Source organism: Erwinia sp. Eh17-17, assembly GCF_039675725.1.
Lineage (GTDB): Bacteria > Pseudomonadota > Gammaproteobacteria > Enterobacterales > Enterobacteriaceae > Erwinia.
Genome location: NZ_JBDFQT010000001.1, coordinates 764,871 through 786,622 on the forward strand (window position 1 = coordinate 764,871; position 21,752 = coordinate 786,622).

Here is a 21,752-nt window from a genome sequence, read left to right on the forward strand (position 1 = left end):
TAAGCGGCAAAGCGAAAGAAATAATCTTCGGTACTATCAAATAGCTGGAAGGTATAAGGCGCGGATTGTAGGGGCGACCTTATTCCCGGTCGCCCCGTGCCAGGCGATCAGCGGTCTTTACGCCAGGCATCAGCGGTCAGCGCTTCGCCGAAATGGCTGGAGATCAGGCGTTTAGTCAGGTCATGCAGCGGGCAGGCCAGCACGTCAGCGGTACTGCCGCGCTCCACCACTTCACCCTGATGCATCACCAGCACTTTGTCGCTGATATGCTTCATCATGCCCAGATGCTGGGTGACGTAGATATACGAAATCCCATGTTTAGCCTGCAACTCCAGCATCAGGTTGATCAGCTGCGAGCGCATCGACATATCCAGTGCGGCCAGCGCCTCATCCGCGACAATCACCTTCGGCTGTAAAATCAGCGCACGCGCCAGCCCGATGCGCTGTTTCTGGCCGGGGGCCAGCATGTGCGGATAGTAAGAAGCGTGATCGCGCAGCAGTCCGACCTGGCGCAGTGTGGCAATAATGCGCTTCTCGCGCTCGGCAGAATCCAGCTCTGTGTTCAGGCGCAGCGGAAAGTCGAGGATCTGACTGATGCGCTGACGCGGATTAAGCGAGGTTGACGGGTCCTGAAAGATCATACGGATACGCTGGCTGCGGTAGCCATAATCCCCGTATTCCAGCGGATGATCGTCAATCACTATCTCACCGGAAGAGGGCGCGACCATCCCGCTGAGCATTCTCGCCAGCGTCGATTTCCCGGAGCCATTTTCACCGATAATCGCCAGCGTCTGGCGTTCGTGTAGCGTAAAACTGACCTCCTTCACCGCCTCAACGTGCTGGCGACGGAACAGCCCGGTGCGGTAGCGGTAGGTTTTCGTCAGGTTGCGCACTTCCAGCAGCGTATCAACCATTACTGACTCTCCATATTCAGCGGGAAGTGGCAGGCATACAGGTGACTTTTCGATCCCGTCAGACGCGGTGCTTCAATACAGGTTTTCTGCGCATACGGACAGCGTGGCCCGAGGCGGCAGCCAATCGGTAAATGCTCCAGCGATGGAATTGCCCCCGGCAGCGTATTCAGGCGGCTTTTATGCGGCAGGGAGCGGCCAAAGTCCGGCATGGCGCGGATCAGCGCCTGAGTGTAAGGGTGATGCGGTGCGCTGATCAGGTCTTCACTGACGGCGGTTTCCACCGTCTGCCCGCAGTACATCACGTTGATCCTGTCTGCCCAGTGGCTGAGCATTTGCAGGTCGTGGCTGATCAGCAAAATGGTGGTGTTGTTATTCTGGTTGAGCCGCGACAGCAGACGGAAAATTTGCGCCTGGGTCGTCGGCTCCATGGCGTTGGTCGGCTCATCGGCAATCAGCAGGCGCGGCTGGTTTGCCAGCGCGATGGCAATCATCACCTTCTGGCATTCGCCGTCCGTCAGCTCGTACGGGAAGCTGCTCATAATGTCTTTATGGTCTTTGATGCCCACGCGGTGCAGCAGTTCAATTGCCCGGCGATGACGCCAGCCAAAGCGCTGATACCAGCGGCCTTTCCACGTCCAGCCGGGGATCGCCTGCTTCAGCTGCGTACCGATGCTTTCGGACGGATCGAGGCACGACTGCGGCTCCTGAAAAATCATCGACACGTTATGGCCGACGATTTTGCGCCGTTCACGCGGCGACAGGTGCAGCAGGTCAATATCATTGAAACGCATGCGGTCGGCGGTAATACGCCAGTTATCTTTAGTCACGCCACAAATAGCTTTAGCAATCAGGCTCTTGCCTGAACCTGACTCACCGACCAGACCACGCACTTCCCCTTCACTCAGGGTAATACTGACGCGATCGACCGCCTTGACCGGGCCATCGGCGGTCATAAATTCTATCGTCAGGTTACGAATATCGAGCAGCGGCATTATTCAACTCCCGCAACGATGGCACGGCGAACACCGTCACCCAACAGGTTAACAATCAGTACACTCAGCATAATCGCTGCGCCCGGTAACATCACGGTCCAGGGGGCCACATAAATCAGCTCCAGCGAATCTCCGAGCATCGCGCCCCATTCCGGAGAGGGGAGCTGTGCGCCAAGGTCGAGAAAACCGAGGGCGGCAATGTCGAGGATGGCCATCGACAGGGCACGGGTAAACTCGGTCACCAGCAGCGCCAGAATATTGGGCAGGATCGCGTACCACAGAATATCCAGACTGCTGGCCCCGTCGAGACGGGCAGCCACCACATACTCTTTTTCCAGCTCTTCATGCACGGCACTGTAAATAGAACGGACCAGACGCGGCAAAATCGCGAGGTAGACGGCCAGCATGGCGTGTTCCAGCCGTGGCCCCATAAACGCCACCACAATAATTGCCAGCAGCAGAGAAGGGATCGACAGCAGAGTATCGAGAATATGATTCAGCACCGCCGAACGCAGGCCGTGGGTCAGTCCAGCCATCACGCCAAGCACCATCGCGCACATTGCTGCCAGCAGCGTGGCGAGGATCGCTGAACCAACCGTCGGCGCCGCGCCGCTCAGCAGGCGGCTCAGCAGGTCGCGGCCCAGGTCATCGGTGCCGAGGAAGAACGAGACATCGCCATAGTGTGACCACGAAGGCGGCAGCAGCTGGTAACCGAGGAACTGCTGATCCAGGCCGTAAGGGGCCAGCAGCCCGCCGAAAATGCACAGCAGTAGCAGGGCAATAAAAGCGTAAAAACCAATCATCGCCGTGGTATCACGGTAGAACAGCCCCCAGGTATGACGCAGCGGGCTGGGGGGCCGCTTCTCAGCGTAGATATTATCGGAGGGCATACCATTCCTTATGCTTCAGCGGATTTGTCATCGCACCCAAAATATCAGAGAGCACGTTCACCGCGATCACCAGTGCGCCCACTACCATGACGCCTGCGGAGATGGCGGCATAGTCCTGCTGGCGAATCGCGTTGATCAGCCAGCGCCCCAGGCCGGGCCAGCTAAATACCATCTCGGTGATCATCGCCAGCGTCAGCATGGTCGAGAACTGTAACCCAAGGCGCGGTATTACCGGCGGCAGCGCATTATGCAGCACGTGGCGGCGAATAATCGTAAACAGAGACAGCCCGCGCGTGGCGGCAGCCTTAACATAGTTTTGTTCCATCACGTCGCGGGTACTGATGCGCAGCAGGCGAATCACCTCGGTCGTAGGGGCCACGGCCAGCGCGGCGACCGGCAAGACCATATGCTTCAGCGCGCTGATAATCATCTCATGCCGCCACGGGGAGTCGCTCAGCCAGGCGTCAATCAGGGCAAATCCCGTCACATTCTCCACCGGATAGAGCAGGTCGAAACGCCCTGAAACCGGAAGCCAGCCGAGATTCAGCGAGAAAAACAGCGTTAACAGCAGAGCCAGCCAGAACACCGGCAGGGAGAAGCCCAGCAGCGCCACGGCGCTGATCGCCTTGTCCTGCCATTTATTACGCATTACTCCGGCGGCCATTCCCAGCGGAATACCGACCAGCAACGCCAGGGTAAAGGCCATAAAACAGAGTTCCAGCGTGGCGGGAAAGACTTCTCGCAGCTGCAGGTTGATAGACTGGCCGTTAATGCTCGATACGCCAAAATCAAACTGCAAAATACCTTTAAACCAGAAGCTCCAGGCATCCAGTAGCGATGCGCCCTGCAGCGGCGCATGTGGCGTAAAGTAGCTCAGGCTGAAGCCCAGCAGCGTCAGCATAAACAGCGTGACGGCGAACAGCACCAGGCGGCGCAGCGTATAGATAATCACGGTGACTTCTCCTCGCCGCTATCGCGGTGCACACCCGCAAATGAGGCATTACCAAACGGACTCAATACCAGCCCTTTAATATCATACCGGTACGCCTGCAGGCGCAGAGAGTAGGCCAGCGGCAGAACCGGCAGCTCCTGTGACAGCAGCGCCTGGGCGCGGTCGTAGTAATCAATGCGGTTGGCCAGCTGCTGCGACAGCAGCGCTTTGTGCAGCAGCTCATCAAAGCCGGAATGGCACCAGTGGGCGTAATTTGTCTGCGAGGCTATCGCCGCACAGCTCAGCAGAGGGCGGAAAAAGCTGTCCGGGTCATTACTGTCCGTGGCCCAGCCCGTCAGAGTCAGGTCGTGATTCATCTCCATTAGCCTGGCTTCCTGGAAGCGGCCCTCCACCTGCACGATGGTGACCCTCACGCCGATCTGCGCCAGATCGGCCTGAATCAGTTCGGCCGTTTTCAGCGGGCTGGGGTTCCACGACTGCGACGCTGATGGCACCCACAGATTGAGATGTAAATCTTCAATACCCAGCGCTTTCAGTTCATCGCGGGCCTTTTGCGGATCGTACGGCGTGACGCGGGCATCGGTGTCATAGGCCCAGGACGCGCGCGGCAGGATAGAGGCGGCGGTTTCAGCGGTGCCGTAATAAATCGACTCCATCAGACGCTCGTTATTGATCGCCAGCGCCAGCGCCTGTCGCACCTGCGGCCGGTCCAGCGGGGCTTTGCGGGTGTTAAAGGCCAGATACGCGATATTCATCCCCGGTCGCAGCGTCAGGCGCAGGCGCGGGTCGTCGCGCAGTACGGAAAGCTGGCTGGCTGCCGGATAGGCCAGCACGTCACACTCTCCGGTAATCAGTTTCGACATGCGCCCGGTGCCGCCTGCGCCCATATCGATCACCACCTGTGACATGCGCGGCTGGCCTTTCCAGTAGTCGTCGTTGCGCTGCAGACGGACATACTGCCCGGCACGGTAGTCGTTAAGCATAAACGGGCCGGTCCCGACCGGCTGGCGGTCAAGCTGCTCCTGACGGTCCACCTTCTCCAACTGGCCGGCGTATTCTGCTGACAACACGGGCGCATAGTGGGTTGCCAGGTGCCAGAGGAACGACGCGTCCGGGCTGTTAAGACGAATTTCTACCGTATTCTTGTCCAGCTTTTTCACGCTCTGAACGGCATCGGAAAATTGCAGGCTGTCGAAATAGGGATAGCTACCGCCGTTGACGTTGTGCCAGGGATGCTGACGATTGAAGACCCGTTCAAAACTGAACACCACATCGTCGGCGTTCATTGTCCGGGTTGGCTTAAACCAGGCCGTGTGCTGGAACGCCACTTTCTGGCGCAGGTGGAAACGATAGGTCGCGCCGTTATCCAGCACTTCCCAGCTGTCGGCCAGCTCCGGGATCAGCCGGTAGGTATAGGGGTCAACGTCCAGCAGGCGGTCATAGAGCTGGGCGGCAAGGGTATCCACCACCAGCCCGCTGCTGGCCATCTGTGGATTAAACGTGTTCATTACGCCGTTAACGCAATACACGAAACCGCTCTGACGAATATCGTCGGGCGTGGAGGACCAGGCCGGGGCACAGAGCGTGCTCAGACTGAGGAGCAGGGTCGGGATTAATTTGCGCATAACTCTTCTGAAAATTCAGGCAATAAACACAGTGTACCGCACTCTCTGGCTGCACCCAAAGAATGCGCAGCGCTGCGGCTGTTTTTCAGGCAAAAAGGCGAACAATACGCCTGACGTTATTATGGAAATGAGAAAAATTCTCAACAAAGTGCTTTACAGATAAGATTGAGAATGATTATTATTCATCTGCGCTTCAGCGGTGGCTCTACCGCAGAAGAGCACGACATTGCTCACATTGCTTCCAGTATTATTTAGCCCGCCTTGAGCGGGCTTTTTTTTGCGGAACAACGGGGCGGTGTATGCGAAAGGCGGGGGCATACCGCGCCCGACGCTGCGGTCCTGTCTGCGGTTACGGGTTTAAATCGTGCTTCTTCAGCATTGCACGCAGCTGGTGATAGGTTACCCCCAGCAGTTCGGCCGCGCGTTTCTGATTAAACCGCGCTTCGGCGAGGCTTTTCTCCACCAGCGCTTTTTCCTGATCGTGCTGCCAGCGCCGCAGATCCAGCGGCAAAGCGGGCAGGGCATCGCGGGTTTCTTCTTGCGGCGGGAGCGCCACGGTCCGCTGGAATGGGTTAATGATGATGTTATCCAGCGGCTCCTCGCTGCTGGCATGGCGATAGACCGAGCGTTCCACCACATTTTTCAGTTCACGCACGTTGCCCGGCCAGGCGTAATCCAGCAGCCGCTGCTCTGCATCCGGGGTGAAGCCGGGAAACAGCGCCAGCCCCAGCTCACGACACATCTGTATGGCAAAATGCTGCGCCATTACCAGGATATCGCTGCGGCGTTCGCGCAGCGGCGGCAGCTGCACCACATCAAACGCCAGACGGTCCAGCAGGTCGGCGCGGAATCTGCCTTCACGCGCCAGCAGCGGCAGGTCATCATTCGTCGCGCACACCAGCCGCACGCTGACCTGCAACGGCTGGCTGCCGCCCACGCGCTCCAGATGGCCGTATTCAATCACCCGCAGCAATTTTTCCTGCACCAGCATTGGCGCAGTCGCCAGCTCATCCAGAAACAGCGTGCCGCCGTCGGCGCGTTCAAAACGTCCAAGATGGCGTTTCTGCGCGCCGGTAAAGGCCCCGGCCTCATGGCCGAACAGTTCCGAATCCAGCAGGTTTTCATTCAGCGCCGCGCAGTTAAGCGAAATAAACGGCCCCTGCCAGCGGTCAGAGAGATAGTGAAGGCGGCTGGCGATCAGCTCTTTACCGGTGCCGCGCTCGCCGACCACCAGCACCGGCTTATTCAGCGGGGCAAGGCGCGAAACCTGTTCCAGCACATCGATAAAGTTATTGGATTCGCCCAGCAGGGTATCAGGATTTTCACTCATCATTAATTTCACCAGGTGTTAGTGATAATCACCACTTTAGTCTCTGGCAGGTGGCCTGTAAAGTGACTCAACCATTAAAAATCAACAAGATAAAAATTGGCACGGCTATTGCAAAGTGTTATGCAGCTTGAACGTATCACCCGATAAACGGCGTTAACGCCAGACAATGACTGAAGAGGATTTTGATTATGGGTATTTTTTCCCGCTTTGCCGACATCGTGAATGCCAACATCAATTCGCTGCTGGAGAAAGCAGAAGATCCGCAGAAACTGGTGCGCCTGATGATTCAGGAAATGGAAGATACGCTGGTTGAAGTTCGCTCCACCTCTGCCCGTGCGCTGGCCGAGAAGAAACAGCTGCTGCGCCGCATCGACCAGGCCGAAACCCAGCAGGCGGAATGGCAGGAGAAAGCCGAACTGGCCCTGCGCAAAGATAAAGACGATTTGGCCCGTGCTGCGCTGATGGAAAAACAGAAGCTGACGGATCTCAGCGCCTCACTGCAGCAGGAAGCCAGCCAGGTCGAAGAGAGCCTGACAAGAATGAAGGGTGAAATTGGTGAGCTGGAAAGCAAACTGAGCGAAACCCGCGCCCGCCAGCAGGCCCTGACGCTGCGTCATCAGGCGGCATCCTCTTCCCGCGATGTACGTCGTCAGCTCGACAGCGGTAAGATTGACGAAGCCATGGCGCGCTTTGAATCATTTGAGCGCCGTATCGACCACATGGAGGCGGAAGCAGAGAGCCACAGCTTTGGCAAAAAGAAAAATCTCGATCAGCAGTTTGCCGAGCTTCAGGCTGACGATGAAATCAGCGAACAGCTGGCCGCTCTGAAAGCGAAAATGAATCGTAGTGAGTAACGGCACTGGCCACCGAGGTGGCCAGCATAATTAAGCTTAACTTCAAGGAATATGAATGAGTGCCTTTATTATTGCCATACCCCTGACGCTGTTTCTGCTATTCGTTGCGCCTATCTGGCTCTGGCTGCACTACAGCAAACGCCAGAACGGCGGGGCAGAGCTGACGCAGAATGAACTGCAACGCCTGCAACAGCTGACTCATGACGTGCGTAAAATGCGTGAACGCGTTCAGTCGCTGGAAGCCATCCTCGACGCCGAGCATCCAAACTGGAGGCAGCCATGAGTCAGAAAAAACTTTACTGCATCCCGGAGCAGGGCAAGCTTAAAGGCGTCTGCGCCGGTATTGCCGACTATATCGGTGTGCCGGTACTGCTGGTGCGCGTGATTGTGGTGATGTCGCTGTTCTTCGGGCTGTTCGTGCTGACCATTGTCGGCTACTTCCTGCTGGCGATGCTGCTGCCGGATATGCCGCCGGGTGAACAGGATCGCGATAAACCGCTCACCGCGCGTCAACTGCTGGATGAGTTAAGCGCGGAGCTGAGCGGTAGCGAGCGTGAACTGCGCGAAGTTGAGCGCTACGTCACCTCGGAAACGTTTAGCGTACGCAGCCGCTTCAGCCAGCTGTAATTTTCGGATCTTTTTCAGGAGTGCATTTATGAGAAACTGGCAGCCCCATCCGCGCCTGAAAAAGGCCGGGAAATTCGTTCTGATCAGTGCCCTGACCTACGGTCCGGCAGGCCTGAGCGGCTGGGCGGTAAAATCTGTTGCCCGCAGACCGCTGAAAATCCTGCTGGCCTGGGCGCTGGAGCCGCTGTTTAAGCGTGTGATGCGCCGGGCCGCAGCCCGCTGGGTGAAACCTGCACCCTGATGGGATGACGCGGCAAAGGCTGAGGATGTTACGATAAAGGGATACTAAACTGAAAGGTGCCAATGCCCCAGATGAAACGACTACAAAATGAATTGCTGTCGCTGGTGAATCGCGGCGCGGATCGCCATCTGCGCCTGGCCGTTACCGGATTAAGCCGCAGCGGCAAAACCGCTTTTATTACCTCTCTGGTGAATCAACTTCTCAACGTCAATTCGGGTGCGCGCCTGCCGCTGTTCTCGGCGGTGCGGGAGCAGCGCCTGCTTGGCGTCAAGCGCGTGCCGCAGCGTGATCTCGGCATCCCGCGCTTTACCTATGATGAAGGTGTTGCACAGCTGTATGGAACGCCGCCGAACTGGCCGACGCCTACGCGCGGTGTGAGTGAAATGCGCCTCGCCCTTCGTTACCGTTCACAGGCTTCCCTGCTGCGTCACTTTAAAGAGACCTCCACGCTGTATCTGGAAATCGTTGACTACCCCGGCGAGTGGCTGCTCGACCTGCCAATGCTGGAGCAGGATTTTCTCACCTGGTCACGCCAGATGACCGGACTGTTACAGGGCGACCGCGCCGGTTGGGCGCAGCGCTGGCGTCAGCTCTGCGACGGGCTTGATCCGCTGGCGCCGGCCGATGAAAACCGTCTGGCCGATATTGCCGCCGCCTGGACCGAATATTTACAGCGCTGTAAGCAGGAGGGCCTGCACTTTATTCAACCCGGTCGTTTTGTGCTGCCTGGCGAAATGGCGGGGGCCCCGGCGCTGCAATTTTTCCCGTGGCCCGACGTGGCAGAAGGCGGCGAAACCCGCCTGGCACAGGCCGATGCCAGCAGTAATATCGGGATGCTGCGCGCCCGCTATCAGTACTACTGCCAGCATGTGGTCAAAGGCTTCTATAAAAACCACTTCCTGCGTTTTGATCGCCAGATTGTCCTGGTGGACTGTCTGCAACCGCTGAACAGCGGTCCGCAGGCCTTCAACGATATGCGCCTGGCGCTGACGCAGCTGATGCAGAGTTTTTCCTACGGGCAGCGCACGCTGTTTCGCCGCCTGTTCTCCCCGGTGATTGATAAGTTACAGTTTGCCGCCACCAAGTCGGACCATGTAACCGCCGACCAGCATGCGAATCTGGTGTCGCTGCTACAGCAGCTGGTGCAGGACGCCTGGCAGAACGCCGCTTTTGAAGGGATTAAAATGGACTGCATCGGCCTGGCGTCGGTACAGGCGACGCAGAGTGGCCATGTCGATCATCAGGGCGAGAGTATCCCGGCGCTGCGCGGTCACCGCCTTGCCGACAACACGCCGCTGACCGTCTATCCCGGCGAAGTGCCGCCGCGTCTGCCGGGCAACGCGTTCTGGCAGGATCAGGGGTTCCATTTTGAGCAGTTCCGGCCGCAGGATCTCGATGTGGATCGGCCGCTGCCGCATATCCGCATGGACGCCGCGCTGGAATTTTTACTGGGAGATAAACTGCGATGACCACACCGATTAAACCCCGTATCGATTTTGCCCAGCCGCTGAGCGATGAACCGGCGCCGATCCTGCGCCCGTCGCAGGCGTTTGCCGCCCAGCAGGATCAGTTTGTTGCCGTTAACCCGGAACCGGACGTCGAGCCGGAAGGAGCCGGTGAGCTGGCGGTGGAAGCTGCACTGCGGCCCAAACGCAGCCTGTGGCGCCGGATGGTGATGACCGGGCTGGGCCTGTTCGGCGTCAGCGTGGTCGCGCAGGGCGTGCAGTGGGCACATCAGGCGTGGATCACCCAGGACTGGATTGGCCTGGGCGGCGTTGCCGCCGGGGGGCTGATCGTCGCGGCAGGCGTAGGATCGCTGGTGGGAGAATGGCGGCGTCTGTATCGCCTGCGCGAAAGGGCGGAGGAGCGCGACGTGGCGCGCGAACTACTGGCCAGCCACGGTAACGGCAGCGGACGTGCCTTCTGCGAAAAACTGGCGCAGCAGGCGGGGCTGGAATCCGGCCATCCGGCCCTGCAACGCTGGCAGGCATCGCTGCATGAAACCCACAATGACCGCGAAGTGGTGACGCTGTACGCACAGCTGGTGCAGCCGGTGCTGGACCGTCAGGCGCGGCGCGAAATCAGCCGCTATGCCGCAGAGTCAACGCTGATGATCGCCGTCAGCCCGCTGGCGCTGGTGGATATGGCTTTTATTGCCTGGCGCAACCTGCGGCTGGTTAACCGCATCGCTGCGCTGTACGGTATTGAGCTCGGGTACTTCAGCCGCCTGCGCCTGTTTCGTCTGGTGCTGCTGAATATTGCCTTTGCCGGTGCGTCGGAACTGATCCGCGAGGTGGGGATGGACTGGATGTCACAGGATCTTGCCGCCCGACTTTCCACCCGTGCCGCCCAGGGCATCGGAGCAGGACTGCTGACGGCGCGTCTCGGTATCAAAGCGATGGAGTTGTGCCGCCCGCTGCCGTGGCTGGAAGAGGATAAGCCGCGCCTGGGCGACTTCCGCCGCGAGCTGATCGGCCAGTTAAAAGAGAGCATGCAGCGCAGCGGCAAGCCGGAGAAATAAGCAGACTGTCAACTTTTCATGACAGAACACTTCTGGCCTGACAGGGGATAGCGTATTATCAGCAGATACGCTCAGCACTGTGATAATAAAGGTTAAAACGCATGCGCCTTGAAGTCTTTTGCCAGGACCGAATCGGTCTGACCCGTGAACTGCTGGACCTGCTGGTTGAACGCAGTATCGATCTGCGCGGTATTGAGATCGCCGCGATTGGTCGCATCTATCTCAACTTTTCCACCGTGAGCTTCGAGCAGTTCAGCCAGCTGATGGCGGAGATCCGCCGTATTCCCGGCGTGACCGATGTGCGTACCGTCTCCTTCCTGCCCTCAGAGCGTGAGCATCGCGCGCTGAGCGCGCTGCTGGTGGCTCTGCCCGATCCCGTCTTCTCAATTGACCTGAAAAGCAAAGTCGAGCTGGCGAACCCGGCGGCACAGCTGCTGTTTTCTCTGAATGAAGAAAAAATGCGCAACTACAGTGCAGGCTCGCTGGTCAGTGGTTTTAACTTTCAGCGCTGGCTGGAAAATGAGCGTATTGAACCTGAAGCCCACCACGTGGTGCTGCAGGGGCGCGATTTTCTGATGGAAGTGACGCCGATCTACGCTCAGGATGAGGAGAGCCCTACGCCGAACCCGGTGGGCGGCGTAGTGCTGCTGAAATCCACCGCCCGTATGGGGCAGCAGTTACAGAACCTCGCCGTCAATGATGACAGCGAGTTCCAGCATATTGTTGCCGTTAGCAGCAAAATGCGTCAGGTGGTCGACCAGGCGCGCAAGCTGGCAATGCTGGACGCCCCCCTGCTGATTGTCGGCGATACCGGAACGGGTAAGGATATGATCGCCAGGGCCTGCCATCTGCGCAGCGCGCGCGGCAAGAAACCGTTTCTGGCCCTGAACTGTGCCTCGTTGCCGGATGATGTCGCCGAAAGTGAACTGTTCGGCCACGCCGCTGGCGCATATCCGAATGCGCTTGAAGGAAAAAAAGGCTTTTTCGAGCAGGCGAACGGCGGGTCGGTATTGCTGGATGAAATCGGCGAGATGTCGCCGCGCATGCAGACCAAGCTGCTGCGTTTCCTGAACGATGGCACCTTCCGTCGCGTGGGCGAAGAGCATGAAGTCAACGTCAACGTGCGGGTGATCTGCGCCACGCAGAAAAACCTGATGGAGCTGGTGCAGCGCGGCGAGTTCCGCGAAGACCTGTTCTACCGCCTGAACGTCCTGACCCTCAACCTGCCGCCGCTGCGTGAACGTCCGCAGGATATCCTGCCGCTGACCGAAATGTTTGTTGCGCGCTTCGCCGACGAGCAGGGTGTTTCGCGGCCAAAACTCTCCGCCCAGCTTAACGCGTTCCTCACCCGTTACACCTGGCCCGGCAACGTGCGCCAGCTGAAGAACGCACTTTACCGCGCACTGACTCAGCTTGACGGTTACGAACTGCGTCCGCAGGATATCGTGTTGCCAGAATATGCGATGGAAATGCCGCTGGGGGATGATGCTATCGAAGGATCGCTGGATGAAATCACCAGCCGCTTTGAGCGTTCAGTGCTGACCCGGCTCTATCTCTCTTATCCCAGCACGCGCAAACTGGCGAAGCGGCTTGGCGTTTCTCACACCGCTATTGCTAATAAACTGCGTGAATATGGGTTAAGCCAGAAGAAAAACGAAGGGGAATAGGCTGGAGAACGTTGATTAAACGGGCCGATCGAAACAAAAGATCGGCCCCTGGAGTAGGGGTCGACCCTGTTACGTCAGCCGATTTATTTCAATACGGCCAGTGCAGCATCATAGTCCGGCTCGGTGGTTATTTCATTCACCAGCTGGCTGTGAATCACTTTGTCATGCTCATCCAGCACCACAACAGCGCGGGCGGTCAGACCGCTCAGCGGGCCGTCAACAATCGCCACGCCGTAGTCTTTCTTGAAATCGCCGCCGCGCAGAGTCGAGAGGGTAACCACATTGCTCAGGCCATCAGAACCGCAGAAGCGGGACTGGGCAAAGGGCAGATCGGCAGAAATACACAGCACCACGGTGTTGTCCACTTCGCCCGCCAGCTGATTAAATTTACGAACGGAAGTGGCGCAAACGCCGGTATCAATGCTTGGGAAAATATTCAGGACTTTACGTTTGCCCGTATACTGGGACAGAGAGACATCGGAGAGATCTTTGGCCACCAGGGTAAACGACGTTGCGGTCTGGCCCGGTGCTGGCAGTTGCCCGTCAACGGAAACCGGGTTGCCCTGGAAATGTACGGTCTGAGACATAATCTATCCTTTTAATGTTAATGGTGTTTAACCTGCTTCAGTGTATGTCATGCTGAAGAAGTGAGACAGTAAAAATCCGTAACAATTGCGGGCATCCAGTTAAATAAAGGAGTAAAGCATGAGAGCAGTGAAGGCTTACCCGGAAAGCTGGCCGCTCCACAGTCCGTTTGTCATCGCGCGTGGCGCACGCAGTGAAGCGGGAGTCGTGGTGGTGGAACTGGAAGAAAACGGCATTAAAGCCATCGGTGAATGTACGCCTTATCCGCGTTACGGTGAGAGTGAAGATTCCGTTCTGGCGCAAATTACCGCTCTGCTGCCAGCGTTACAGCAGGGGCTGACCCGCAGTGAACTGCAACATCAGATGCCCGCCGGTGCCGCCCGCAACGCCATCGACAGTGCGCTGTGGGATCTGGAGGCGCTGCGTGAGGGGCGCAGCCTGTGGCAACTGACAGAACACCAGCCCCCAGCACTGATCGAAATGGCGCAGACCGTCAGCATTGACGGGCCGGAAATGATGGCCAGCAGCGCGCTGGCACTATGGGAAAACGGCGCCCGGTTACTGAAAATTAAACTGGACGATCATCTGATCACCGAGCGTCTGGTCGCTATTCGCAGCGCAGTGCCGCAGGCCACGCTGATTGTTGATGCTAATGAGTCATGGCACAGCGAAGGGCTGGCGTCACGCTGCCAGCTGCTGGCCGATCTTAACGTCGCGATGCTGGAACAGCCGCTGCCGGCGGCCGACGATGCGGCGCTGGAAAACTTCATCCATCCGTTACCGATCTGCGCTGATGAGAGCTGCCACACCGTGGACAGCCTGCCTGCGCTGCGCGGCCGTTATGAGATGGTGAACATCAAACTGGATAAAACCGGCGGACTGACGGCGGCGCTGGAGCTGGCGCAGGCCGCGCAGGAGCAGGGGTTTGGCATCATGCTCGGCTGTATGCTCTGCACCTCACGCGCCATTCGTGCCGCACTGCCGCTGGTGCCGCTGGCCCGTTTTATTGACCTCGACGGGCCCACCTGGCTGGCGGTGGACGCAGAGCCTGCACTCCCGTTCAGCTGCGGGCGCATTGAGCTGTCACGGCTGCCAGTAGAGTAAATCCACCAGGGCTGCGAGATAACGTTCACTTGCCTCATCGGCGGCCACCGGCGGGAATTCAGCGGTGATACACGGCAGGTTGATATCCGCACACCAGCTACCGAACGAACCCGGCGTGGCATACCCGACGCTGGTGACCAGCGGCAGGCTGGTCTTCGCGGCCAGCCAGTGGCCCAGCGGGCTGCTGTGAGGGTCTTCAATACAGGCCAGCGGCTCATGGAAAGTGACAATCCAGGCCGGGGACAGCTGATGGATAAGCTGGCACAGGGCAGCGGTTTCCGGCTCTGATCCGGCGTGCTCGCCGGTGGACAGCAGCACATCGCGCTCCTCTGCCACGCTGTTCCAGCGGTAGACCGTTTCTCCTGGCTGCCAGTTGGCGGCGGGAAAGTTGCGGTTAAGGTCCACGCCGCTGGCGTTAGCACGCAGGCCAAGCTGGCAGCCATCGGGGTTCACCGCCAGCACCACATGGTGTCGGCGATGGCTGTCCTGCAGGGTACGCATGGCGCAGGAGAGGGTGACAACAGCGGCCGTTTCGTCGCCGTGCGTTCCGGCGAGGATCAGCCCGCTGTCCTCATCAGCCAGCGGAGCCGGAAACCACAGCAGCGGCGCACCAAGCACCGACTGCCCGTACTGCTGCGAAGGGGCATCAAGGCGACCGCGCAGGGGGCGGGGATGGATCAGGGACATGTGCAGATCTCCGGGTAAACTGGTCTGCGCTAAAACTAGCATATTGCCCGGCAACGTTCACCGCCCGGCGGTTGAATAAAAACACTGTTTCACAACATGTCATTTGCGTTACAGTGCCAGCAGTACAAAAAACCCCGCTGTTTCGCTGACAGGTAAGGACATCATTTATGAGGAAATCATCATCTTTTGCGCTGGCGGCTTTAGCGCTGTGTATCAGTTACGCCACTCACGCGGCTGATGTCCCACCCGGTACGCCGCTGGCCGCCAGTCAGGAGATCGTGCGCCACATCAAAGATGAGCCCGCGTCACTCGACCCGGTAAAAGCGGTGGGGCTGCCTGAAATTCCGGTGATCCGTGACCTGTTCGAAGGGTTAACCAATCAGGATGCCAACGGTAAAATCATCCCCGGCGTCGCCACCGGATGGCAGACTAACGATAACAAAACCTGGATCTTCACGCTGCGCAAAGACGCACGCTGGTCAAACGGTGACACTGTCACGGCAGCTGACTTCGTCTACAGCTGGCAGCGCCTGGTGGACCCGAAAAATACCTCAACCTTTGCGTGGTTTGCCGAACTGGCCGGGATTGCCAACGCCGGGGCGATTGTTAAAGGGGAAATGAGCCCCGATAAGCTCGGCGTCAGCGCCATCGATGCCACCCATCTGAAAGTCACCCTTGATAAGCCGGTGCCCTATTTTGTCAGCCTGACGGCAAACTTCAGCCTGTTCCCGGTGCCACAAAAAGTCATTGCGCAGTATGGCGACCAGTGGACGCGGCCTGGCAATCTGGTCGGTAACGGTGCCTACCAGCTGCACAGCCGGGTGGTGAATGAAAAACTGGAGCTGGTGCGCAATCCTCACTACTGGGACGACGCTCATTCGGTGCTGACAAAAGTCACCTTTGTCCCGATCAGTGAAGAGTCGAGCGCCACCAAGCGTTACCGCGCCGGGGGCATCGATATTACGGAGTCCTTTCCGAAAGAGCTTTACGGCCTGCTGAAAAAACAGATCCCCGGCGAGGTCTATACGCCTGACCAGCTCGGCACCTATTACTACGCGTTTAATACGCAGAAAGGGCCGACTGCCGACGTGCGTGTGCGCCAGGCGCTCTCATGGTCGATTGACCGTAAAATTATCGCGGAAAAAGTGCTGGGCACCGGTGAGAAACCCGCCTGGCATTTCACGCCTGACGTAACGGCGGGCTTCTCACCAAAAGCCAGCTTTATGCAGCAGCACAGCCAGGAAGAACTCAATGCCCAGGCTAAAGCGCTGCTGGCGGCGGCCGGTTACAGCCCGGCACACCCGCTGACGCTGACCCTGCTGTATAACACCTCAGAGACACACAAGAAGATCGCCATTGCCGTGGCATCGATGTGGAAGAAAAATCTCGGCGTGGAGGTGAAGCTGCAAAACCAGGAGTGGAAAACCTATATCGAGAACCGCAACAGCGGCAACTTCGACGTTATCCGCGCCTCCTGGGTCGGGGATTATAATGAACCCTCCACCTTCCTCAGCCTGCTGACCTCAACCCACAGTGGCAACATCGCCCGTTTTAAAAACAGCGATTATGACGCCCTGCTGGCGAAGGCCAGCCGCCAGACGGACGACACGGCACGCAATGATGACTATAACCGCGCCGAGCAGATTATTGCCGGTCAGGCCCCGATTGCGCCGATCTACCAGTACACTAACGGGCGTCTGATCAAGCCTTACGTGAAGGGCTACCCCATCGCCAACCCGGAAGATGTGGCCTACAGCCGCACCCTCTACATTTTGAAGCACTGACGGGTGAAGACCGGGAAAGGCAGCAATGTTGAGCGCTGCTTTTCCCATTGATCTGCCGCGTCTGCGGACATAATGACGTCAACCTGTCTGAACGGATCACCAAAATGAAATCACTTCCTCTGCTGGCTCTCTCTTTGCTCCTGACCGGCTGCGCGCTGAAGCAGTACCCCGATTCGCCCCCGGTCAGCGCGGTTCAGGCCGATCAGCTTGACTGCCAGGGCGTACGCCAGCAGATGGCTGAACAGCAGAAGGTACAGCAAAAGATTGATAAAACGGGTGAATTTGACGGTTTAACGGTCATCGGTGCGGCGCTGGACTTCGGTATTGGCAACGGCATCGCCAAACAGCAGGCACAAAAACATGCAACCGAGCGCGAAACCCAGCTGCAAAAACTGGCCGACGTGAAGTGTACTCGTACCGGTTGAGAAACAAATCGTAACAAACCGCGAGCTCTATCACAGAACGGCAGCCTGCCTCTTGAGACCGCCGTATAATGCCTTATCGTGTCACCACTGGATTGTTACTGCATTTTAGCAGGCAAAACCTGACCGCTGGAGCTTCTCCGGCCGTCGGGTTTTTTTGTTTTCAGGCCGGGAAATGAAAATAGCAAAAGTTCTCAATAATAATGTGGTCATCGTTCATGACGAGCAGGGGAATGAACAGGTGGTGATGGGACGCGGGCTGGCGTTTAAAAAACGTAGCGGGGACGAACTCGATCCATCGCTGGTTGAAAAAACCTTTGCCCTGAAAAGTCGGGAGCTGACCGGGCGCCTGGGGGAACTGCTGTCGGAAATTCCGCTTGAGGTGGTGATTGCTACGGAGTGTATCATTGCCCTGGCACGTGAGCAGCTGTCTACCCAACTGCACGAAAGTCTGGCCATTGCGCTGACCGATCACGTCAATTTTGCCCTGACCCGTCATCAGCAAAACCTGCCGATCCGCAACGTGTTGCAGTGGGAAATCCGCAGCCTGTATCCGAAAGAGTATGCCATCGGCCTGGCGGCGCTCGACATCATCGACAGGCGGCTGAAAGCCCGGCTGCCGGAGGATGAAGCCGGGTTTATCGCGCTGCATCTGGTCAATGCACAGCTGGGCAGTGAGATGCCAGCGGTAATGCATATCACCAAATTTATGCAGGAGATCCTGCATATCGTGAAATATCAGCTGCAGCTCGACTACCAGACCGACTCACTGAGCTACAACCGTTTCGTCACGCATCTGAAGTTTTTCTCGCAGCGTATGCTGGGGAAACGCGGAGTCTATAGCGATGATGAGTCGCTGCACGACGTGGTGCGTGACCGTTACCCTGCGGCCTATAAGTGCGTGGATAAAATTGACCGTCACGTGATGAAGAATTACGCGTACACGCTGGGCAGTGAAGAGCGGATGTTTCTGACCATCCACATCGAGCGGGTCAGGAAGGAGACGCTGGCGCTGGATGAAGGGCAGGACGAGGCATAAAAAAGACAGGGGCGGACCTTCCGGTCCGCCCGCAACGTTAACCCGGATTCAGTACGCGACGCGTGCGGCCGGAACTCAGGTAATCCGCAATATAGTCCTGCGAAATCTCTCCGCTGTAGCGGCCATCCTCGTCGACAATCGGCATCCACACCATGTTGTGCTCGTACAGCTTCGACAGCACCACGCGCAGGTTCTCTTCGGCTTTGCCGGTGACGGTAAAGCCGTGCAGCATATCTGCACACACACCGCTTGCTCCCCGCGCCTCGCGGCGCTTAACAAAGCCCAGCGGCTTACCATCCTCGTCAACCACGGTGACTGAACGCAGATCGTTATCGTCCATGATGCCAAACGCGTCGGCCAGCGGGGTGGATTTACGCACCGTGAGCGTCGGCTGCTGGTCGGTGACGTCACCTGCCTGAACCAGCAACAAACGCTTCAGCGTGCGGTCCTGGCCAACAAAGGAGCCGATAAACTCATTGGCCGGTTTCGCCAGCAGCTCGTCCGGGCTGGCGCACTGCACGATTTTCCCCTGGCCGAACACGGCAATACGGTCACCCAGCTTCAGCGCTTCATCAATATCATGGCTGACCAGCATCACGGTTTTCTTCAGCTGGCGCTGCATGTCGAGAAACTCGTTCTGGATCACTTCGCGGTTAATCGGGTCCACCGCGCCGAACGGTTCATCCATCAGCAGCACCGGAGGATCCGCCGCCAGCGCACGAATCACGCCGATACGCTGCTGCTGACCGCCTGACATCTCACGCGGGTAGCGGTGCAGGAATTTCTTTGCATCCAGCGCCATCATGCTCATCAGTTCGCTGGCGCGCTCTTTACAGCGCTGCTTGTCCCAGCCCAGCATTCGTGGCACCACGGTAATGTTCTCTTCAATGGTCATATTCGGGAACAAACCAATCTGCTGGATGACATAGCCGATATTACGACGCAGCGTAACGGTATCCAGCCCGCTGGTATCTTCTCCGTTGATCAGGATCTTGCCGCTGCTGGCGGGGATCAGGCGGTTAATCATTTTCAGCGTGGTGGTCTTGCCGCAGCCGGAAGGGCCGAGCAGGACGCACATTTCACCTTCCGGCACGTTAAGGCTGACATTATCGACGGCATTAAAGCTGTTGCCGTTCTTTTGTTTGAAGGTTTTGGTGAGATTTTCCAGTTTTATCATTATCGAATCCCCTTAGGTGTCAGCGCTACCTGCAAACGGTGCAGCAGCCAGTCAAGAATTATCGCCAGTAAGCAGATCATCAGCGCTCCGGCAATCAGCATGCGGACATCGCTTCCGCTTATGCCGTCCAGCAGTAACAGCCCGAGGCCACCCGCGCCGATCACGGCGGCAATCGCCATCACGCCGACGTTCATCACCACGGCGGTACGAATACCGCCAAAAATAACCGGCAGCGCCATCGGGATCTCTACCCAGCGCAGGCGCTGCCAGAAGGTCATACCGATGCCGCGACCCGCTTCGCGCAGACCGTCAGGCAGGTTTTCCAGTGCCGTATGGGTGTTACGTACAATCGGCAACAGGGAATAGAGGAATACCGCCGTGATGGCAGGTAACACGCCAATACCCTGACCGATGGTGGAAAAGATCGGGATCATCAGACCAAACAGGGCAATGGAGGGAATGGTCAGCACAATGGTTGCCAGACCCAGCACCGGCGTGGCCAGCCATTTAAAACGCACAATCAGAATGCCGAGAGGCACGCCAATTACGATGGCAAAACCCACCGCCAGCGCTACCAGCCAAAGATGCTGAAAGGTCAGGCTGGCAAGGTAGCTGCCGTTGTCCATGATGTAATGAATCGTATCCACGGGGCCTCCTTAAAGCATATTGTGGGATGTCAGGAAATCGCGCGCCACCTGCTGCGGCGACTGATGGTCGATATCCACGCGCTTATTCATTTCGGTGATGGCCTCATCGGTGATCAGCGGTGACAGCTTATTCAGCGCCGTATCCAGACCGGGATGATCTTTCAACGCCTGAGCAGTGACGACGGGGGTAACGGCGTAGCTGGGGAAGTAGCCTTTATCATCCTTCAGGACTTTCAGTTCAAAACCCTTTACGCGGCCATCGGTGGTGTACACCAGCCCGGCGTCAACAAAACCATCGCGGATCGCGTTGTACACCAGGCCCGGATCCATCTGGCGGATCTGCGGACGGTCCAGCGGCATGTTGTAAGCTTTCTGCAGCGGTTTCAGGCCATCAGAACGTCCGGCAAACTCCAGATCCAGGCCCAGCATCCAGTTATTATCCGGGTCGGTCTTACGCACCTGTTCGATTTTCGCCACCAGCTGTGAAAGGGTCTCGATTTTTTCGGCTTTCGCGCGTTCGGCCGACATGGCAAAGGCGTAAGTATTATTCATCGGTGCCGGGTTCAGCCACACCAGTCCCAGCTTCGCGTCCAGCTTTTTCACCGTTTGCCAGGTTTCCTCCGGTGACATACGCTGCGAGATATGGTTAAAAATAATCAATGAGGTCCCGGTATATTCCCAGGTCATATCCACCTGTTTATTAATCATCGCGTTGCGGCCGATAACGGTGGCGATATTGGTTTTCGGTTCTACCTCAAAGCCCTGTTTACGCAGATACTGCGTGGTGAGGGCAGACAAAATATGCTGCTCGGTAAAACTCTTCGTGGTGATCACAATCGGCGCTGCGCTGGCAAAGCCGCTAACCGTCAGTGAGACGGCAAGGGCACCTGTGCGCAGCCAGCGGGTAAATACAGAGGCATCAGCCATCATCAGTTCCTTATTTTCAGGCAGTGTGGGGGCTGAGCAGACGGCCTAAGCCAGCCAGCAGCATATCCAGGACCAGCGCAAACAGCGCGGTGGCCGCAGCGCCCAGAATCAGCGTAGGAAAGTCATTGAGGTAAATGCCGGGGAAGATCAGTTCGCCGTAGCTGCTGGCACCAATCAGAAACGCCAGCGGCGCGGTCCCGACGTTAATCGCCATCGCCACCCGTATCCCGGATAACATCACCGGCAGGGCATCAGGCAGCTCAACCTGACGCAGCCGCTGGCCTTTGGTCATGCCAATCCCGTCAGCCGCTTCCAGCAGGGAAGCCGGCACCGAACAGAGTCCGGCATAGGTGTTGCGCACAATCGGCAGCAGCGACGCCAGAAACAGCGCGATAATTGCCGGGCGATCGCCAATGCCGATCACCACCATGGCCAGCGCCAGCACGGCCAGTGGGGGAAGGGTGTTACCGACGTTGAAAATCTGCATCACATACTCCGCCCAGCGGCGCGCACCGGGGCGGCTGAGGGCGATGCCGCTGGGAATGCCGACCAGCAGCGCAAACAGCATCGACCAGAACACCAGCGTCATATGCTGCTGCCCGAGGTAGATCAGATCGACACGCCTGGCCTTAATCGTCTCAATGCCCAGTCCCCAGACCAGCAGAAGGACAATCGCGGCGATAAACAGCACCGCCAGCATGGCACGCCGTAACAGCATGGAATGTTGCATTTCAGTGTTCTCCCTGGAAAACGGGTAAGCATTAAAA

22 protein-coding genes and 1 pseudogene are annotated in these 21,752 nt (G+C 57.9%); 11 read left to right on the forward strand and 12 right to left on the reverse strand.

All coding sequences use genetic code 11. From position 1 onward, the window contains the following. Positions 1–107: 107 nt before the first annotated feature. From sapF to pspF, 6 genes are all read right to left on the reverse strand, one after another. The gene (sapF, locus tag ABEH87_RS03365; protein ID WP_346573892.1) at positions 108–914 is read right to left on the reverse strand and encodes a putrescine export ABC transporter ATP-binding protein SapF; all 807 of its coding nucleotides are present in this window, start codon (positions 912–914) and stop codon (positions 108–110) included. Beyond that, on the reverse strand, positions 914–1,906 hold the full coding sequence (gene sapD / locus ABEH87_RS03370) for a putrescine export ABC transporter ATP-binding protein SapD (protein ID WP_346573894.1): 993 nt from the start codon (positions 1,904–1,906) through the stop codon (positions 914–916). Before sapD ends, sapF begins: the two co-directional genes overlap by 1 nt. After that, positions 1,906–2,796, reverse strand: a complete 891-nt coding sequence (gene sapC / locus ABEH87_RS03375; RefSeq protein WP_346573895.1) for a putrescine export ABC transporter permease SapC — start codon at positions 2,794–2,796, stop codon at positions 1,906–1,908. The genes sapD and sapC overlap by 1 nt, the downstream gene beginning before the upstream one ends. Next, positions 2,783–3,748 (reverse strand): putrescine export ABC transporter permease SapB, encoded by a 966-nt coding sequence (gene sapB / locus ABEH87_RS03380; protein ID WP_346573897.1) that lies wholly within the window; start codon positions 3,746–3,748, stop codon positions 2,783–2,785. The genes sapC and sapB overlap by 14 nt, the downstream gene beginning before the upstream one ends. Continuing rightward, on the reverse strand, positions 3,745–5,373 hold the full coding sequence (gene sapA, locus ABEH87_RS03385; protein ID WP_346573899.1) for an ABC transporter substrate-binding protein SapA: 1,629 nt from the start codon (positions 5,371–5,373) through the stop codon (positions 3,745–3,747). Before sapA ends, sapB begins: the two co-directional genes overlap by 4 nt. Before the next feature lie 349 nt (positions 5,374–5,722). Continuing rightward, positions 5,723–6,706 carry a phage shock protein operon transcriptional activator gene (gene pspF / locus ABEH87_RS03390; RefSeq protein WP_346573901.1) on the reverse strand — a complete coding sequence of 328 codons (984 nt, stop codon included), beginning with the start codon at positions 6,704–6,706 and terminating at the stop codon, positions 5,723–5,725. Between the two features lie 185 nt (positions 6,707–6,891). On the opposite strand from pspF, the gene pspA reads away from it, so the two are divergent. From pspA to tyrR, 7 genes are all read left to right on the forward strand, one after another. Then, complete coding sequence (gene pspA, locus ABEH87_RS03395; protein WP_346573902.1) at positions 6,892–7,557, forward strand: phage shock protein PspA; 666 nt, start codon at positions 6,892–6,894, stop codon at positions 7,555–7,557. 55 nt (positions 7,558–7,612) lie between these two features. Next, a complete protein-coding gene (gene pspB, locus ABEH87_RS03400) occupies positions 7,613–7,840 on the forward strand; it encodes an envelope stress response membrane protein PspB (RefSeq protein WP_346573904.1) in 228 nt (75 codons plus the stop codon). After that, on the forward strand, positions 7,837–8,184 hold the full coding sequence (gene pspC, locus ABEH87_RS03405) for an envelope stress response membrane protein PspC (RefSeq protein ID WP_346573906.1): 348 nt from the start codon (positions 7,837–7,839) through the stop codon (positions 8,182–8,184). Before pspB ends, pspC begins: the two co-directional genes overlap by 4 nt. A gap of 28 nt (positions 8,185–8,212) precedes the next feature. Beyond that, positions 8,213–8,425, forward strand: a complete 213-nt coding sequence (pspD, locus tag ABEH87_RS03410) for a phage shock protein PspD (protein WP_346573907.1) — start codon at positions 8,213–8,215, stop codon at positions 8,423–8,425. A 71-nt stretch (positions 8,426–8,496) separates the two neighbouring features. Beyond that, positions 8,497–9,894 carry a YcjX family protein gene (locus ABEH87_RS03415; protein WP_346573909.1) on the forward strand — a complete coding sequence of 466 codons (1,398 nt, stop codon included), beginning with the start codon at positions 8,497–8,499 and terminating at the stop codon, positions 9,892–9,894. Then, positions 9,891–10,946 (forward strand): YcjF family protein, encoded by a 1,056-nt coding sequence (locus ABEH87_RS03420; protein WP_346573911.1) that lies wholly within the window; start codon positions 9,891–9,893, stop codon positions 10,944–10,946. Before ABEH87_RS03415 ends, ABEH87_RS03420 begins: the two co-directional genes overlap by 4 nt. Positions 10,947–11,047: 101 nt before the next feature. Beyond that, on the forward strand, positions 11,048–12,613 hold the full coding sequence (gene tyrR / locus ABEH87_RS03425) for a transcriptional regulator TyrR (RefSeq protein WP_346573913.1): 1,566 nt from the start codon (positions 11,048–11,050) through the stop codon (positions 12,611–12,613). 83 nt (positions 12,614–12,696) lie between these two features. On the opposite strand, the gene tpx is transcribed toward tyrR, so the two are convergent. After that, positions 12,697–13,200, reverse strand: a complete 504-nt coding sequence (tpx, locus tag ABEH87_RS03430) for a thiol peroxidase (protein WP_346573915.1) — start codon at positions 13,198–13,200, stop codon at positions 12,697–12,699. Between the two features lie 118 nt (positions 13,201–13,318). On the opposite strand from tpx, the gene ycjG reads away from it, so the two are divergent. Further along, a complete protein-coding gene (gene ycjG / locus ABEH87_RS03435) occupies positions 13,319–14,302 on the forward strand; it encodes an L-Ala-D/L-Glu epimerase (protein WP_346573917.1) in 984 nt (327 codons plus the stop codon). On the opposite strand, the gene mpaA is transcribed toward ycjG, so the two are convergent. Continuing rightward, entirely contained in the window at positions 14,282–14,989 is a 708-nt protein-coding gene (mpaA, locus tag ABEH87_RS03440; RefSeq protein ID WP_346573918.1) for a murein tripeptide amidase MpaA, read from the reverse strand. The two genes, ycjG and mpaA, sit on opposite strands and share 21 nt — an antisense overlap. Before the next feature lie 167 nt (positions 14,990–15,156). Here mpaA and ABEH87_RS03445 point away from each other — a divergent pair, with 167 nt between their 5' ends. The 3 genes from ABEH87_RS03445 (at position 15,157) to ABEH87_RS03455 (ending at position 18,234) form a co-directional block, all read left to right on the forward strand. Then, positions 15,157–16,773, forward strand: a complete 1,617-nt coding sequence (locus tag ABEH87_RS03445; protein WP_346573919.1) for an ABC transporter substrate-binding protein — start codon at positions 15,157–15,159, stop codon at positions 16,771–16,773. Positions 16,774–16,877: 104 nt separating this feature from the next. Continuing rightward, positions 16,878–17,198, forward strand: a complete 321-nt coding sequence (locus tag ABEH87_RS03450; RefSeq protein WP_346573920.1) for a hypothetical protein — start codon at positions 16,878–16,880, stop codon at positions 17,196–17,198. A 172-nt stretch (positions 17,199–17,370) separates the two neighbouring features. After that, a complete protein-coding gene (locus ABEH87_RS03455; RefSeq protein ID WP_346573922.1) occupies positions 17,371–18,234 on the forward strand; it encodes a PRD domain-containing protein in 864 nt (287 codons plus the stop codon). Positions 18,235–18,271: 37 nt separating this feature from the next. Here ABEH87_RS03455 and osmV read toward each other — a convergent pair whose 3' ends face one another. The 4 genes and pseudogenes from osmV to ABEH87_RS03475 all read right to left on the reverse strand — a co-directional run bounded on the left by osmV (position 18,272) and on the right by ABEH87_RS03475 (position 21,715). Further along, complete coding sequence (gene osmV / locus ABEH87_RS03460) at positions 18,272–19,411, reverse strand: osmoprotectant ABC transporter ATP-binding protein OsmV (protein WP_346573923.1); 1,140 nt, start codon at positions 19,409–19,411, stop codon at positions 18,272–18,274. Further along, positions 19,411–20,058 carry an osmoprotectant ABC transporter permease OsmW gene (gene osmW / locus ABEH87_RS03465; RefSeq protein WP_346573924.1) on the reverse strand — a complete coding sequence of 216 codons (648 nt, stop codon included), beginning with the start codon at positions 20,056–20,058 and terminating at the stop codon, positions 19,411–19,413. The genes osmV and osmW overlap by 1 nt, the downstream gene beginning before the upstream one ends. 9 nt (positions 20,059–20,067) lie before the next feature. After that, positions 20,068–20,904 (reverse strand): annotated as a pseudogene (locus tag ABEH87_RS03470) (glycine betaine ABC transporter substrate-binding protein); the annotation flags it as partial. A gap of 97 nt (positions 20,905–21,001) precedes the next feature. Then, positions 21,002–21,715 carry an ABC transporter permease gene (locus ABEH87_RS03475; RefSeq protein WP_346573926.1) on the reverse strand — a complete coding sequence of 238 codons (714 nt, stop codon included), beginning with the start codon at positions 21,713–21,715 and terminating at the stop codon, positions 21,002–21,004. Positions 21,716–21,752: the final 37 nt, after the last annotated feature.